The following is a 13,064-nucleotide window of genomic DNA, read 5'->3' on the forward strand; positions in this document are numbered from 1 at the left end:
GCTGCGCGTGGCGGTCGCGGCCGCGCGTGCCTGCGCGGTAGCCGCCGTCGTCGCCTGTACCGCAGCGCCGCGGGCGTTGTCGACGACGCCGGTGGCGACGCCCAGCCCACGCTGGCCGGCGGCGGAGGCGCGGTCACGCGCGTTCCGCAGGCCAGTGGCCGCAGCGCGCGTATCGACCGTCGCACTCGCGGCCGCGGTGCCTTCGCCGCGCCCCTCGAACGAAGCGCCGTCGCGCGAGAGGCCGAGCGCCGCGTCACCGCGCGCATCGCCCTCCACGGCCGCGCCCGTGGACCCCAGCGTGGTGCCCACGGTATCGACCGCAGCGTCGGCCGACTGCGTCAGGCGCGCCTGTGCGCGGGCAGCACGCTCGCTGGCGCGCTGGCGCGCCGCCTGCGCGCGGCCCACGGCATCCACTGCGCCCGACGCGGTGCCCCGCACGCTGCCGCCGATGTCGCCGCCGACGCGGCCCAGGGTCGAGTTCACGCTGCCGCCGAGCCCGCCGGCAACGCCGCCACCGATGGAACCCCCCGCCGCCGAGAAGCTGGGCCTGCGCCGGCAGCGCGATGGCGATGGCGGAAGCGAGGACGGATGCGATGACGAACTTGCTGCGCATGGGGAATCTCCGTATGCCGCGGACCATCCGCGGTTCTGGAGTGCCCTACGAACCGGCGGCCGTGGTTCTTCCGTGCCAGCCGCGCGCGTTCGAAATCCGTTCAGTCAGCGGCGATGAGGCCTTCGCCGTAGCGCGCGTCGCGCCCGGGGGCTCCGAGATCCTTGGCGCGCGCGGCCAGCGCACGCTGCACGTCGCGCGCAAGCTGCGGCGAGGGTTCGCGCATCAGCAGCGCCGCGGCACGCGCGACGACGGGCGCGGCGAACGACGTGCCACGCATGCGGGCACCGACCACGCCGGGCGCGCTGAAGTCGACCTGCGGCCCGCTGCCCGCTTCCGGCAGCACGCGCAGCTTCGCGTCCACCGCGCTGACGCCGACCACCCCGGCATAGGCCGCCGGGTACAGGGGCGGCGCCGCCGGGCCGTCGTTGCCCACCGCCGCCACGATCACGTGCCCGCGCTCCACCATGGCCCTGACCGCGCGCGCGAGCACCGGATTGTCCGGACCGACCAGGCTGACGTTGACCACCGGCACGCGCTCGCGCGCCATCCAGCCCAGCGCCTCGACCAGCCCCAGCGTGGCGCGGCCGACGCGATCACCGCACCAGAGGTCGGCCGCGTACAGCGTGCCGCGCGCGCCGGCCGCCAGGCGCGCCGCCACCGCCGTGCCGTGGGGCTCGGCGATCTCGCGCGCGTCGCAGCCCAGGCGTTCGACGCGCATGCCTCGCACGGCCGATGCCGCCACGCCGCCGTCAACCAGCCCGACCCGCAGCATCGGCGGCGGCGCGGAGGGGGATGCGGCGCGGGCCGGAACCGCAGGGCCGGCAGGCAGATAGAGATGCTGGTAGGCGAATTCCGCGCCCGGCGCGGCGGCACGCAGTGCCTGCATCGCGCGGCCGGCGTCGCGTCGGCGCGTGTCGCGCAGGACGACGATTCGGATGCCCAGCGCCTCGCCCTCGTCGGCGGCGCGTACGACCTTGAAGCCCGCCGCGAGCACGGCATCGCGCGCGGTCGCCTCGAGGCCCATCGCGAGGAACTCGCCGCGCAGCACCGGCTCGCCGCGGGGGTCGAGTTCCACGCGCCTGGCTTCACGGCGCAGCAGTTCCCGCACCTGCAGGCGCCGCGCGAGGTCGAACGGCTCGCGAAGCAGCGGCGACGCCACGACGCCGCGCGCGGCACCCGCAACGGGCCCCGTCACCTCGCCCACGCCGGGCAGGGAGGGCACCGCACCGCCCGGCAGCAGCTGCGCCGGGGCGATCCCCACGGGGCAGAGCAGGGCGATGGCGAGCAGCGGGAGGCGGTACAGACCACGCATGTCGACGGCCCGGTTCGAAGCGGGCCGGATGCTGGCATCGGCCCGCCATACGCCCGCTAACCGCGCCGCGCAGGTCGCGGGAATAAATCCGGGCCGCCAGACGTAGAGCCCGTCGAACGCGCGAACCCGAACGCCGACTTCAAGCAGGGGCTCGCCGAGCTGCTCCCGCGCCTGCGTCGCCTGGCGCGGACGCTGACCGGCCATGCCTTCGATGCGGACGACCTGGTGCAGATCGCGCTGGAACGCGCGCTCTCGCGTGCGGACCCGTGGCGCCCGGATGCGCGCCTCGATGCCTGGGTATTCGGGATGCTCCGCAACGCCTGGCTCGACGAGCTGCGTGCCAGGACGCGGAGGAGCCGCGTGTTCGCGCCCGAGGAAGCGGGCGAGAGGATCGGGGAGATGGCGCTGGAGCGGCAGGCCGATGCGATGTCGGTGCAGGCCGCGATGGCGGGGCTCCCGGAGGAACAGCGCGAAGTCGTCGCCTTCGTGCTGGTGGAGGGGCTGTCGTACCGGGAAACGGCCGAAGTGCTCGGCATTCCGATCGGCACCGTCACCAGCCGCCTGGCACGGGCGCGCACCACCTTGCAGGCCGCGCTGGGCGAAGACGCATGAACATCACCGACCACGAAATCCAGGCCTACGTCGACGGCGAACTTCCGCCGGGCGACATGGCACGCATCGATGCGGCGATCGCGTCGGACGTGATGGTCGCCGCGCGCGTCGAGCGCGAGAAGCGCCTGCGGGCGAAGCTGCGCGGCGCCTACGATCCGGTGCTGTCCGAACCCGTGCCCGCGCGCCTGCAGGCATCGCTCGCGGCCGATGCCGCGCCGGACCGCGCGGACAACGTGGTCGAGCTGCAACCGCGCCGGGCCTTCGCGCGCTCGCGCTGGCGGACGCCGGTCATCGCGCTGGCGGCATCGGTGGCCGCGCTGGCCGTATCGATGTGGCTGCGTCCTGCCGGGCCCGTACGCATGCAGGACGGGCAACGGGTGGCGCACGGCGCGCTCGCGCGCGAGCTCGACAGCGCACTCGCCGGAGCGCCGGCACCAGGCGCTGCAACGTCGATCGGGCTGACGTTCCGCGACGTCGACGGCCGCATCTGCCGCAGCTTCGTGCAGGGCGAGATCGCGCTGGCCGGCCTGGCCTGTCGCGAGAACGGTCGGTGGGTCCTGCCGGTCGTGAGCCGCGCCGTGACGGGCGCGGACGGCGGCCTGCGCCAGGCCTCCAGCGCCGCGCCCGCCGAAGTGCAGGCGGCGATCGACGCGCGCCTGCAGGGGGATGTCTTCGACGCCGCGCAGGAACGCGCGGCGCGGGATGCCGGTTGGCGCTGATGCCGGCGATCAGTGGATGTTGCGGCTGAAGCCCGCGCCCTGGCCGTGGCGCGCGGTGGGCTGGCCGTCGTCGTGGCTGCCCTCGGACTGGTCGAGCTTGCCCTTGTCCGCGCGCAGCTCGCCCGCTTCCTTCTGCTGCGTATTGATCTGGCCCTTGTCGACCGCCTTGAAGACCTGCGTGCTGGTCTCGTGGTGGGTGGGCTGCTCGCCCGTCTTCTTCGACTTGCTCATGGGATTCTCCAGCGCCGCCGGACGCGACGGCTTGGCGCTACCCTGCCGCCGCTCGCGTTATGCAGGGGCGAGCGCGATGTCAGCGCGGCGTGCACGGTCAGCGGCCGTTGGGGCAGGGCGCGCGCCGGCCTGCCCGTCGAAGGCGCTTCGCCTTCACCGCCGCTGCCGTGGCCGGTGGCTTGAATGGGCCGGGAGCCCCGCATCGTTCCGTCCATGACCGAATCTTCCCGACCGTCGCCCGGCGACGCCTTCGTCCGCGTGCGCGGTGCGCGCGAGCACAACCTCAAGGACGTCGACGTCGACATTCCGCGCGACGCGCTCGTCGTGTTCTCCGGCGTGTCCGGCTCGGGCAAGTCGTCGCTGGCCTTCGGCACGCTGTACGCGGAGGCGCAGCGGCGCTACCTGGAATCGGTCGCGCCCTATGCGCGGCGGCTGATCGACCAGGCCGGCGTGCCCGACGTCGACGCCATCGAGGGCCTGCCGCCCGCGGTCGCGCTGCAGCAGCAGCGTGGCGCATCGAACACGCGCTCCACCGTGGGCAGCGTGACCACGCTGTCGAGCCTGGTACGCATGATGTACTCGCGCGCCGGCACGTATCCGCCCGGGCAGGCCATGCTCTATGCGGAGGACTTCTCCCCCAACACGCCGCAGGGCGCGTGCCCGCACTGCCATGGGCTGGGCCATGTCTACGACGTGACCGAGCAGACCATGGTCCCGGACCCCTCGCTGAGCATCCGCGAGAAGGCGATCGCCTCGTGGCCGCCGGCCTGGCACGGGCAGAACCTGCGCGACATCCTCGTCACCCTCGGCTACGACGTCGACCGCCCCTGGAAGGATCTGCCCAAGAAGGACCGGGAGTGGATCCTCTTCACCGAGGAAACGCCGACCGTGCCGGTCTACCCCGGCTTCACCCCGGCGGAAACGCGCGCGGCGCTGAAGAAGAAGGCCGAGCCGGCCTACATGGGCACGTACATGGGGGCGCGGCGCTACGTGCTGCACACCTTCGCCACCACGCAGAGCGCGCTGATGAAGCGGCGCGTCTCCCGCTTCATGGTCGGCAGCGTCTGCCCGGTCTGCGACGGCCGGCGCCTCAAGCGCGAGGCGCTCTCGGTGACGTTCGCCGGTGTCGACATCGGCACGCTGTCGGCATTGCCCTTCGACCGCGTGGCCGAGCTGCTGCGGCCGGTCGCCGAAGGGCGTTTCGAGGGGCTGCGGGCGCAGGCGCGGGCCTCGCGCGCCGGCCGCGAGGCCACCACCCGCGACCGCGCGCGTCGTGCCGCGTCCGGAAGGGCGACGCACGCGGCGGCGCCGGACGTGCATCGCACAGCGACCCTGTCGGAGGAGAAGCGCCTGGCCGCGCAGCGCATCGCCGCCGATCTGGTCGACCGCATCGGCACGCTGCAGGCGCTCGGGCTGGGCTATCTCTCGATGGACCGCGCCACGCCCACGCTCTCGCCGGGCGAGCTGCAGCGCCTGCGCCTGGCCACGCAGATCCGTTCCAACCTCTTCGGCGTGGTCTACGTGCTGGACGAGCCCACGGCCGGGCTGCATCCGGCCGACGGCGAGGCGCTGCTGGCCGCGCTCGAGCACCTGAAGGCGGCGGGCAATTCGCTGTTCGTCGTCGAGCACGACCTGGAAACGATGCGACGCGCCGACTGGCTGGTCGACGTCGGCCCGCAGGCGGGCGAGCGCGGCGGCGAGATCCTCTACAGCGGGCCGCCGGCGGGCCTGCGCGAGGTCGCCGCCTCGTCCACGGCGCGTTACCTGTTCGACCGGGCGCCCCTGCCGCCCCGTGCGCCGCGCACGCCAACCGGGTGGCTGGAGCTTCGCGACATCCACCGCAACAACCTGCACGGCCTGGATGCGCGTATTCCGCTGGGCGTGCTCACCGCGGTCACCGGCGTGTCGGGTTCGGGCAAGTCGAGCCTGGTGAGCCAGGCGCTGGTGGAGCTGGTCTGCGGCCACCTGGGCCACGAGCCCGAAGACGAGGCGCCCGAGGGCGACGAGCCGGTGCCCGCGGTCGTCGAGCGCACGCGCGGGCACCTGGCCGGCGACGTGGATGCGATACGCCGCCTGGTGCGCGTGGACCAGAAACCGATCGGCCGCACGCCGCGCTCGACCCTGGCCACGTACACGGGGCTTTTCGACCACGTGCGGCGCCTGTTCGCCGCCACGCCCGAAGCGCGCCGCCGCGGGTACGACGTCGGCCGCTTCTCCTTCAACGTCGCCAAGGGGCGCTGCGCGACCTGCGAGGGCGAAGGCTTCGTCAGCGTCGAACTGCTCTTCATGCCCAGCGTCTACGCGCCATGCCCCACCTGCCACGGCGCGCGCTACAACGAGGCGACGCTGCGCGTGCAGTGGAACGGCCGCAACATCGCGCAGGTGCTTGCGATGACCGTCGAGGACGCCTGCGACTTCTTCGCCGGCCAGCCCGCGGTGCTGCGCCCGCTGGAGCTGCTGCGCGACATCGGGCTGGGCTACCTGCGCCTGGGCCAGCCCGCCACCGAGCTCTCCGGCGGCGAGGCGCAGCGCATCAAGCTGGCCACCGAGCTGCAGCGCAGCCAGCGCGGCCGCGGGCTGTACGTGCTGGACGAGCCCACCACCGGCCTGCACCCGGCCGACGTCGACCGCCTCATGGTGCAGCTGCAGGGCCTGGTCGACGCGGGCAATACCGTGGTGCTGGTGGAGCACGAGATGCGCGTGGTCGCGCAGGCCGACTGGGTCATCGACGTGGGACCCGGCGCGGGCGAGCAGGGTGGGCGGCTGGTGGCCTGCGGGCCGCCACGGGCCGTCGCGGCAGGCGGCGACGGCAGGACGGCGCCCTTCCTGCGGCGCGTGCTGGAAGGCTAGCTTCAGATCACGATGCCGGTGCCGATAACGTCCATGGCGAGCCGCGACCAGTCCCCGGCGGTGCCCGGAGACCGATTGGACGACAGCTCGCCTTCCCCGACGACGACCGACGCGCCGGCCGGAGCCTCCGGACGCGCGCGCCTGCGCGTGCGCCTGCTCGAACTCGTCGCCGGTGCCGAACGCCGCCGTCGGCTGCGCCTGCTGCAGTGGGTCACGGCCGGCGGTGTGTACGCCGTCGCCGTGCTGCTGATGGCGGTAGGCGTCCGGTCGGGCTGGATGGATCGCGACCACGTCCTCGCCTGGTCCGCGTTCGTCTGCGCGGGCCTGGCCTTCGCGTACGTGGCGCTGCGCAGCGGCTGGAGCGAGCGCTTTGCCGACCCCTCGCTCACCCAGTGGCAGATCGTGATGGGCATCGTGGCCGTCAGCTGGGGCTACCTGATCTCCGGCCCCGTGCGCACGGTCGCGCTGTTTCCGCTGCTGCTGATCTTCGCGTTCGGCGCGTTCGCGCTGGAAGGCCGCAAGATCGCCCGGCTCGCGCTGTTCGCATCGGCCAGCGTCGTGGTCGTGACCACGCTGCAGGCCCTGAATCCGTCACCCGGGCGCGACCTGCCATCGCTGTCCACGCTGCCGGTCGACTGGATCAACCTCGCCATGTCGCTGGCACTGCTGCTCGCGCTGGCGGTGCTCGCGGCCCGCCTGTCGGCGCTGCGCACGGCGCTGGGTGCCAAGCGCGAGGCGCTGGCCCATGCGCTCGACGAAGTACGCCGCCTGGCCACCACCGACGAGCTGACCGGGCTGCCGAACCGCCGCTCGATGATGGGGCACCTGGCGGAGTTCCACCTGCAGGCCACGTCCAGTGGCGCGGGCTACTGCGTGGCGGTGATCGACATCGACCACTTCAAGCGCATCAACGACCGTCTCGGCCATGCGCAGGGCGATGCCCTGCTGCGTGCGTTCGCGACGCGGGCGCGGGCCGCGGTACAGCACTCGGACGTGATCGGGCGCTGGGGCGGCGAGGAGTTCCTTCTGCTGATGCCGACGCGTTCGCCGGCGCAGGCCCGCGAGCGCGTGGAGGCGCTGCTGGCGGCCATGCGCGGCGTGCGCGCGGGCGACTGGAGCCTGAGCTTCTCGGCGGGCGTGGCCTGCTTCCGCCCCGGTGACGACGCCGCCGCGCTGCTGCAGCGTGCCGACCAGGCCATGTACGCGGCCAAGCAGGCCGGCCGGGCACGCGTCGAACTCGCGCACTGAAACGACGAAGGCCCCGGAAGTCCGGGGCCTTCGATCGTCCGGCAGGCGGACTCACATCACGTTCGGTTCGCTGAAGGCCTCCGGCTCGCCGGCGAAGGCCTCGATCGGCACGCAGGAGCAGAACACGTTCTTGTCGCCGTACACGTTGTCCACGCGCGCTACCGGCGGCCAGTACTTGTGCTGGCGCAGGGTGGCCAGCGGGAACGCCGCCAGCTCGCGCGGATAGCCACGCGTCCACTCCGACGCCGTCACCTGCGTGGCGGTGTGCGGCGCGTTCTTCAGCGGGTTGTCCTCGCGGTCAAGGCGGCCGTCCTCCACCGCGCGGATCTCCTCGCGGATCTGGATCATCGCGTCGATGAAACGGTCCAGCTCGTGCAGCGACTCGCTCTCGGTCGGCTCGACCATCAGCGTGCCCGCCACCGGGAAGCTCAGCGTGGGTGCGTGGAAGCCGAAGTCGATCAGGCGCTTGGCCACGTCCTCGGCCGAGATGCCGGTGGCGTCCTTGATCGGGCGCAGGTCGAGGATGCACTCGTGCGCGACCAGGTCGTTGCGGCCCGAGTACAGCGTCGGATAGTGCGGCGCCAGGCGCCTGGCGATGTAGTTGGCATTGAGCAACGCGACCTGCGTGGCGCGCCGCAGGCCCTCGGCGCCCATCATCGTGATGTACATCCAGCTGATCGGCAGGATGCTCGCGGAGCCGAAGCTTGCCGCCGACACCATGCCCACCTCGCCATTGCCGACGCCTTCGGTGCGCACGCCGTTGCACCCGAGGGCGCCGGGCAGGAACGGCGCGAGGTGCGACTTCACCGCGCAGGGGCCCACGCCCGGGCCGCCGCCGCCGTGCGGAATGCAGAAGGTCTTGTGCAGGTTGAGGTGCGAAACGTCCGAGCCCCACTTGCCCGGCTTGGCCACGCCCACCAGCGCGTTCATGTTCGCGCCGTCGGTATAGACCTGGCCGCCGTGCCTGTGCACGATCTCGCAGATCTCCACCACGTCCTCCTCGAACACGCCGTGGGTGGAGGGGTAGGTCATCATGATCGCGGCAAGGCGGTCGCCATACTTCTCGGCCTTGGCGCGGATGTCCCCGACGTCGACGTTGCCGTTGGCATCGCACTTGGTCACCACCACCTGCATGCCACACATCTGCGCCGAGGCCGGGTTGGTGCCGTGCGCCGACTCGGGGATGAGGCAGATGTCGCGATGGCCCTCGCCGCGCGCGCGATGGTAGGCGCGGATCGCCAGAAGGCCCGCGTATTCGCCCTGCGCACCGGAGTTGGGCTGCAGGCTCACGGCGTCGTAGCCGGTGCACTCGACCAGCATCTGCTCCAGCTCGGTGATCAGCTGCCGGTAGCCCTCGGCCTGCTCGGCGGGCGCGAGCGGATGGATGTTGGCGAACTCCGGCCACGTCACCGGGATCATCTCGGCGGTGGCGTTAAGCTTCATGGTGCACGAGCCCAGCGGGATCATCGTGCGGTCCAGCGCGAGGTCCTTGTCGGCCAGCATGCGCATGTAGCGCAGGAGCTCGTGCTCGCTGTGGTGGGTGTTGAAGACGGGGTGGGCGAGGAACTTCGACGTACGCAGCAGGCCCTGCGGAAGGGCGTCCGCGGTCTCGGCGTCGAGCGCGTCGACGTCGTCGATGTCCACCCCGAACGCACGCGCGATGGCGACCACGTCGTCGCGGGTCGTCGTCTCGTCCAGGCTGAGCGCGATGCTGCGGCCGTCGAGCGGGCGCAGGTTGATGCCGGCTTCCAGCGCGCGGTCGTGGATGGCGTTGGCGTCCACGCCCGTGACGTGCAGGGTGTCGAAGAAGCCCTCGTCCACCGCCATGCCGGCCTTGCGCAGCGCGGTGGCGAGGATGGCGGCCAGGCGATGCACGCGGCGCGCGATGCGCGTCAGCCCCTCGGGGCCGTGGTAGACGGCGTACATCGAGGCCATCACCGCCAGCAGCACCTGCGCGGTGCAGATGTTGGACGTGGCCTTCTCGCGGCGGATGTGCTGCTCGCGCGTCTGCAGCGTGAGGCGGTAGGCGGGCTTGCCCTCGGCGTCCACCGATACGCCGATCAGGCGGCCGGGCATCGAGCGCTTGAAGGCGTCGCGGCAGGCCATGAACGCGGCATGCGGGCCGCCGAAGCCGAAGGGCACGCCGAAGCGCTGGCTGTTGCCGACGACGATGTCGGCGCCCCATTCGCCCGGTGCGGCGATGAGGGTCAGCGCCAGCAGGTCGGTGGCGACGGCGACGAGGCCGCCGCGCGCGTGTACGGCCTCGGCCAGCGTGCGGTAGTCGCGGATCCCGCCGAAGGTGGTCGGGTACTGCAGGAGGATGCCGAAGGCATCGGTCGCCGCGGCCTGCGCGTCGTCGCCCACCACCAGCTCGATGCCCAGCGGCTCGGCGCGCGTGCGCAGCACCTCGAGCGTCTGCGGATGCACGCCGTCGGACACGAAGAACACGTTCGACTTCGACTTGGCCGAGCGCTTGGCCAGCGTCATCGCCTCGGCGGCGGCGGTGGCCTCGTCCAGCAGCGAGGCGTTGGCGATCTCCATGCCGGTGAGGTCGGCGACCATCGTCTGGAAGTTGATCAACGCTTCCATTCGTCCCTGCGAGATCTCGGCCTGGTAGGGCGTGTACGCGGTGTACCAGGCGGGGTTCTCGAGGATGTTGCGCAGGATGACGTTCGGCGTGTGCGTGCCGTAGTAGCCCTGGCCGATGAAGCTGCGGTACACCTTGTTCTTCGCGGCCACCGCGCGGATCTTCGCCAGCGCCTCGACCTCGCTGATGGGCTCGGGCAGCGACAGCGGGTTCTGCGAGCGGATCGAGCCGGGCACGATCGCGTCGGTGAGGGCATCGAGCGAGTCGTAGCCGACGGTGCGCAGCATGTGCGCGATCTCGGCCTCGTTCGGGCCGATGTGCCGCTCGAGGAAGCCGTCGTGGTGCTCGAGGGCGCGGAGGGAGGCGGGCTGGGTCATGGCGATGTCCGGGGCGGGCAGCGGAAAGGGGCACCGGCCTCGCGGCCGGCATCGGCGGCCCTTCCCGCGAGCCAAGTCGCGCGACGACCGCCAGCCAGCCGGCCTCAGGGCCGCCTGGCGCTCGCGGGCGCACGGCCATGCCGCGCGAAAGCTCCCGCTCGCCCCTCCGTCCTTCTGCCTGAGAGTTTCGACACGCGGGGGAGGTGGCGTGTCTTGCCCCTTCGGCGCCGGCGCGTGCCCGAGGGCAGGCCGATCTCTCCAGAGTGTGTGCAACCGGCGGTATGGGGGCCTGAGCGATTCCGGGCGATTGCGCCTTCGGCAGCGGGCCGGGCCCGCTTCTCCCACCGGGTGCGTCCGGACCATTGTAGCCGGGGCAGGGGAGGCGCGGCGCGGACGGCGAGTCACCGCGCGGCGGGCAGCCGGGCCGGGAGGTCAGCCACGGATGGACGCGGATCGACACGGATGGGCGGCCGCACGCTACGGGGCCGTCCTGCATTGCACACGACATGCGCGCGTGGCGTCACGGCGCCCGGCCGCCATCGCGCCGCACGCCTTATGCGTGTCGATCCGCGTCCATCCGTGGCGGATCCTGGTGCGAGGCGCCGATTCCATCGGCCGCCTGCAGCTGCAGCTGCCACAGCTGTGCGTAGGGCCCGAGCGCGGCGATCAGCTCCTCGTGGGTGCCCTGCTCGACGATGCGGCCGGAATCCATCACCAGGATGCGGTCGGCGTTCATCACCGTCGACAGCCGGTGCGCGATGACGAGCGTGGTGCGGCCCTGCGCGATGCGCTCGAGTTCGGCCTGGATGGCCTTTTCCGAGCGCGAATCGAGTGCCGAGGTCGCTTCGTCGAAGATCATGATCGCCGGGTTCTTCAAGAGCGCGCGCGCGATGGCGACGCGTTGCTTCTCGCCGCCGGAAAGCTTGAGGCCGCGTTCGCCCACCTCCGTCCCGTAACCGTCCGGCATCGCGAGAATGAAGTCGTGGATGTGCGCGGCTCTGGCGGCCGCCTCGACTTCATCGCGCGTGGCGTCCGGCCGGCCATAGAGGATGTTGTAGAAGATGGTGTCGTTGAACAGCACCGTGTCCTGCGGAACGGTCGCGATCGCCGCGCGCACCGAGGCCTGCGTGAGGTCGCGCAGGTCGTGGCCGTCGATGCTGATGCGGCCGGCGTCGGGGTCGTAGAAGCGGTAGAGCAGGCGCGCGATCGTGGACTTGCCCGAGCCGGAATGGCCGACCACGGCCACCGTCTGCCCCGGGCGGATCTCGAAGCTCACGCCCTTGAGGATCTCGCGCCGCGGGTCGTAGGCAAAGCGCACGTCCTCGAAGCGCACGTGCGCCTGGCGCGTGCGAAGCACGGCGGCGCCGGGCCTGTCCTGCACGTCCAGGCGCTCGTCCAGCAGGCCGAACAGGCGCTCCATGTTCGTCAGCGCCTGCTTGATCTCGCGGTACATCATGCCGAGGTAGTTCAGCGGCGCGGCCAGCTGCAGCAGGTAGGCGTTGACCAGCACCAGGTCGCCCAGGGTGAACTCGCCCGCCACCACGCCGGCCGCCGCGCGCCACATCAGCGCGGTGACGCCCAGCGACACGATGGCCGCCTGGCCGACGTTGAGCACGGCCAGCGACTTCAGGCTCATCACCGTGGCCTCCTCGACGCCGCGCAGGTTGGCGTCGTAGCGCCCGGCCTCGTGCTCCTCGTTGCCGAAGTACTTCACCGTCTCGTAGTTGAGCAGCGAGTCGATGGCGCGGGCGTTCGCCTTCGTGTCCGCCTCCACCTTCGCGCGGTAGTAGCGCGTACGCCATTCGGTGACGGCGAAGGTCCAGCCGATGTAGGCGGCCAGCGTGGCGAGGGTGATCGCACCGAACTCCCAGCCGTAGGCGACGACGAGCAGGATGGTGACCAGCGTGACCTCGATGAACGTCGGGATGATCGTGTAGATCGTCCAGTCCAGCAGGTCGGTGATCGCGGTGCCGCCGCGCTCGACGTCGCGCGAGACGCCGCCGGTGCGCCGCTGCAGGTGGAAGCGCAGGCTCAGCGCATGCAGGTGGCGGAACACCTCGAGCGTCACCTGCCGCGCCGTGCGCGCCATCACGCGTGCGAACACGACCTGTCGCAGTTCGGTGAACAGGTTCGAGCCGACGCGCGCCGCGCCATAGGCCGCGAGAAGCAGTACCGGCAGCAGGCGCAGGTCGGGCTCGACGTCCAGCGAGTCGACGATGCGCTTGAGCAGCAGCGGCACCGTGAGCAGCAGCAGCTTGGCCGCCAGCAGGCAGCCCAGCGCGATGGCGATGCGGCCGGTATGCGGGCGCAGATAGGGCAGCAGCGAGCGCAGGATGCCGAAGTCGCTGCGGCGCGTTCCGCGCTCGCGCACGGTGAGGGGCGTGGGATCCATCGCGGGAACGTAGGGGCGGGGCGCGAATGCGGCAAGCCGCCGCGGCGGGATGATCCGTCCGGATGCGCGGGATGCTGCGTCGCCCCGCGTCCACCCCCGACGGACGCACGCGCGGCTAATCTG

General features: G+C 72.1%; 8 protein-coding genes, 1 pseudogene and 1 riboswitch. Of the genes and pseudogenes, 4 read left to right on the top strand and 5 right to left on the bottom strand.

The features are described 5' to 3' along the window. A pseudogene (locus tag EYQ95_RS17445) lies at nucleotides 1-483 on the bottom strand (hypothetical protein); the annotation flags it as partial. Between the two features lie 230 nt (nucleotides 484-713). Further along, the gene (locus EYQ95_RS17450) at nucleotides 714-2,129 is read right to left on the bottom strand and encodes a S8 family serine peptidase (protein ID WP_243699972.1); all 1,416 of its coding nucleotides are present in this window, start codon (nucleotides 2,127-2,129) and stop codon (nucleotides 714-716) included. Between EYQ95_RS17450 and EYQ95_RS17455 the strand changes: the two genes are divergently transcribed. Further along, nucleotides 2,106-2,537, top strand: a complete 432-nt coding sequence (locus EYQ95_RS17455) for an RNA polymerase sigma factor (protein ID WP_243699976.1) — start codon at nucleotides 2,106-2,108, stop codon at nucleotides 2,535-2,537. The two genes, EYQ95_RS17450 and EYQ95_RS17455, sit on opposite strands and share 24 nt — an antisense overlap. Next, the gene (locus EYQ95_RS17460; protein WP_132328671.1) at nucleotides 2,534-3,256 is read left to right on the top strand and encodes an anti-sigma factor; all 723 of its coding nucleotides are present in this window, start codon (nucleotides 2,534-2,536) and stop codon (nucleotides 3,254-3,256) included. The genes EYQ95_RS17455 and EYQ95_RS17460 overlap by 4 nt, the downstream gene beginning before the upstream one ends. Nucleotides 3,257-3,265: 9 nt before the next feature. Here the strand turns inward: EYQ95_RS17460 and EYQ95_RS17465 are convergent, their stop codons facing one another. After that, nucleotides 3,266-3,487 carry a hypothetical protein gene (locus EYQ95_RS17465; RefSeq protein ID WP_132328673.1) on the bottom strand — a complete coding sequence of 74 codons (222 nt, stop codon included), beginning with the start codon at nucleotides 3,485-3,487 and terminating at the stop codon, nucleotides 3,266-3,268. Between the two features lie 213 nt (nucleotides 3,488-3,700). Between EYQ95_RS17465 and EYQ95_RS17470 the strand changes: the two genes are divergently transcribed. After that, complete coding sequence (locus tag EYQ95_RS17470; RefSeq protein ID WP_132328675.1) at nucleotides 3,701-6,337, top strand: excinuclease ABC subunit UvrA; 2,637 nt, start codon at nucleotides 3,701-3,703, stop codon at nucleotides 6,335-6,337. A 75-nt stretch (nucleotides 6,338-6,412) separates the two neighbouring features. After that, entirely contained in the window at nucleotides 6,413-7,585 is a 1,173-nt protein-coding gene (locus EYQ95_RS17475) for a GGDEF domain-containing protein (protein WP_165924769.1), read from the top strand. A 51-nt stretch (nucleotides 7,586-7,636) separates the two neighbouring features. Here EYQ95_RS17475 and gcvP read toward each other — a convergent pair whose 3' ends face one another. Then, nucleotides 7,637-10,549, bottom strand: a complete 2,913-nt coding sequence (gcvP, locus tag EYQ95_RS17480) for an aminomethyl-transferring glycine dehydrogenase (RefSeq protein ID WP_132328679.1) — start codon at nucleotides 10,547-10,549, stop codon at nucleotides 7,637-7,639. Between the two features lie 156 nt (nucleotides 10,550-10,705). Further along, nucleotides 10,706-10,821, bottom strand: a riboswitch (glycine riboswitch). Nucleotides 10,822-11,102: 281 nt separating this feature from the next. Continuing rightward, nucleotides 11,103-12,941, bottom strand: coding sequence for an ABC transporter ATP-binding protein/permease (locus tag EYQ95_RS17485; RefSeq protein WP_132328681.1), 1,839 nt, complete (start codon nucleotides 12,939-12,941; stop codon nucleotides 11,103-11,105). Between the last annotated feature and the right edge of the window lie 123 nt (nucleotides 12,942-13,064).

It is taken from the genome of Lysobacter sp. N42 (genome assembly GCF_004344885.1).

Excerpts from the sequence above, each read along its gene's own strand:
- EYQ95_RS17450 (WP_243699972.1), bottom strand. The coding sequence starts at position 2,129 with ATGGCCGGTCAGCGTCCGCGCCAGGCGACGCAGGCGCGGGAGCAGCTC.
- EYQ95_RS17460 (WP_132328671.1), top strand. The coding sequence starts at position 2,534 with ATGAACATCACCGACCACGAAATCCAGGCCTACGTCGACGGCGAACTT.
- EYQ95_RS17465 (WP_132328673.1), bottom strand. The coding sequence starts at position 3,487 with ATGAGCAAGTCGAAGAAGACGGGCGAGCAGCCCACCCACCACGAGACC.
- EYQ95_RS17470 (WP_132328675.1), top strand. The coding sequence starts at position 3,701 with ATGACCGAATCTTCCCGACCGTCGCCCGGCGACGCCTTCGTCCGCGTG.
- gcvP (WP_132328679.1), bottom strand. The coding sequence starts at position 10,549 with ATGACCCAGCCCGCCTCCCTCCGCGCCCTCGAGCACCACGACGGCTTC.
- EYQ95_RS17485 (WP_132328681.1), bottom strand. The coding sequence starts at position 12,941 with ATGGATCCCACGCCCCTCACCGTGCGCGAGCGCGGAACGCGCCGCAGC.